General features: G+C 68.1%; 1 pseudogene. It reads left to right on the forward strand.

The window, feature by feature from the left end:
• Positions 1 to 1,207, forward strand: a pseudogene (locus EN964_RS35145) (autotransporter outer membrane beta-barrel domain-containing protein); the annotation flags it as partial.

Here is a 1,207-nt window from a genome sequence, read left to right on the forward strand (position 1 = left end):
GCACCGACTCGATCGGCCTCGTCGTACAGTCGGTCGGCGGCGGTGGCGGCAATGGCGGCTTCGTCGGCACGTTTGGCGCGATCGCCAATCTGGGCATCGGTGGTGGCGGCGGCGCGGCAGGCGCGGGCAAGGCGGTCGATGCGACCTATAATGGTTCGGTCGAGACCTTCAAGGAAAGGTCGGCCGGTATCATCGTGCAATCGATCGGCGGCGGCGGCGGCAATGGCGGCGGCGTCATCGGTGTCGGCCTTGGCTTGACCGTCGGCATCGGCGGCAGTGGCGCCGGCGGCGGCGCCGCGGGCAAGGTCGTCTACAACTCCACCACCACGAATATCACAACCCACGGCGCCGACTCCGCTGGCCTGATCGTTCAATCGATCGGCGGCGGCGGCGGCAATGGCGGCTTTTCCTTCAATGGCGCTATCGCTGCGACCATCGGCATCGGCGGCAAAGGCGGAGCGGCCGGCGAGGCCGAGACGGTCAGGGCCACAATTGGTGGCGGCTTGATCCATACGATCGGCGATCGCTCGACGGGTATTGTCGCGCAATCCATCGGCGGTGGCGGCGGCACGGGCGGCGGTTCCGCAGGACTGAACCTGGGCCTCGGCATCGGGATCGGTGGTAAGGGCGCCGGCGGTGGCGGCGGCAAGACCGTTGATGTCATCAACGGCGCCGTCGTCCAGACCGAAGGTATTCAGTCGCACGGCATCATGGCGCAGTCGGTCGGCGGCGGCGGCGGCTCCGGCGGCTTTGCGGTGACGGTCGGCGGACCTTCCTTCTCGCTGGGCGGCAATGGCAGTTCCGGTGGTGGCAGCCAGAAAGTCTATGTCGAAAATACGGCTCGGATCACCACTGACAGGGACCTCTCGATCGGCATCTTCGCGCAGTCGGTCGGTGGTTCAGGTGGTGATGGAGGCTTGGCGGGCGCCGGTGGTGCCTTTGCGGCCGTCGCTGTCGGTGGCCAGGGCGGCGCTGGCGGGGCAGGGGGCCAGGTCGAGGTCAAAAACACCGCAAACATAACCACCAAAGGCGCGCTCGCGCACGGCATCCTGGCGCAATCGGTCGGCGGCGGCGGCGGCAATGGCGGCAGCGCCGGTGCGGTCGCGGTTGGTATATTCGGTGCGGCTGGCGTCGCGATCGGCGGCGGCGGCGGCGATGCGAACCTGAGCGATCAGGTTACCGTCACCCACAAGGGCGACATCCACGT

The sequence above is a fragment of the Mesorhizobium sp. M7A.F.Ca.CA.001.10.2.1 genome (assembly GCF_003998575.1).
Lineage (GTDB): Bacteria > Pseudomonadota > Alphaproteobacteria > Rhizobiales > Rhizobiaceae > Mesorhizobium.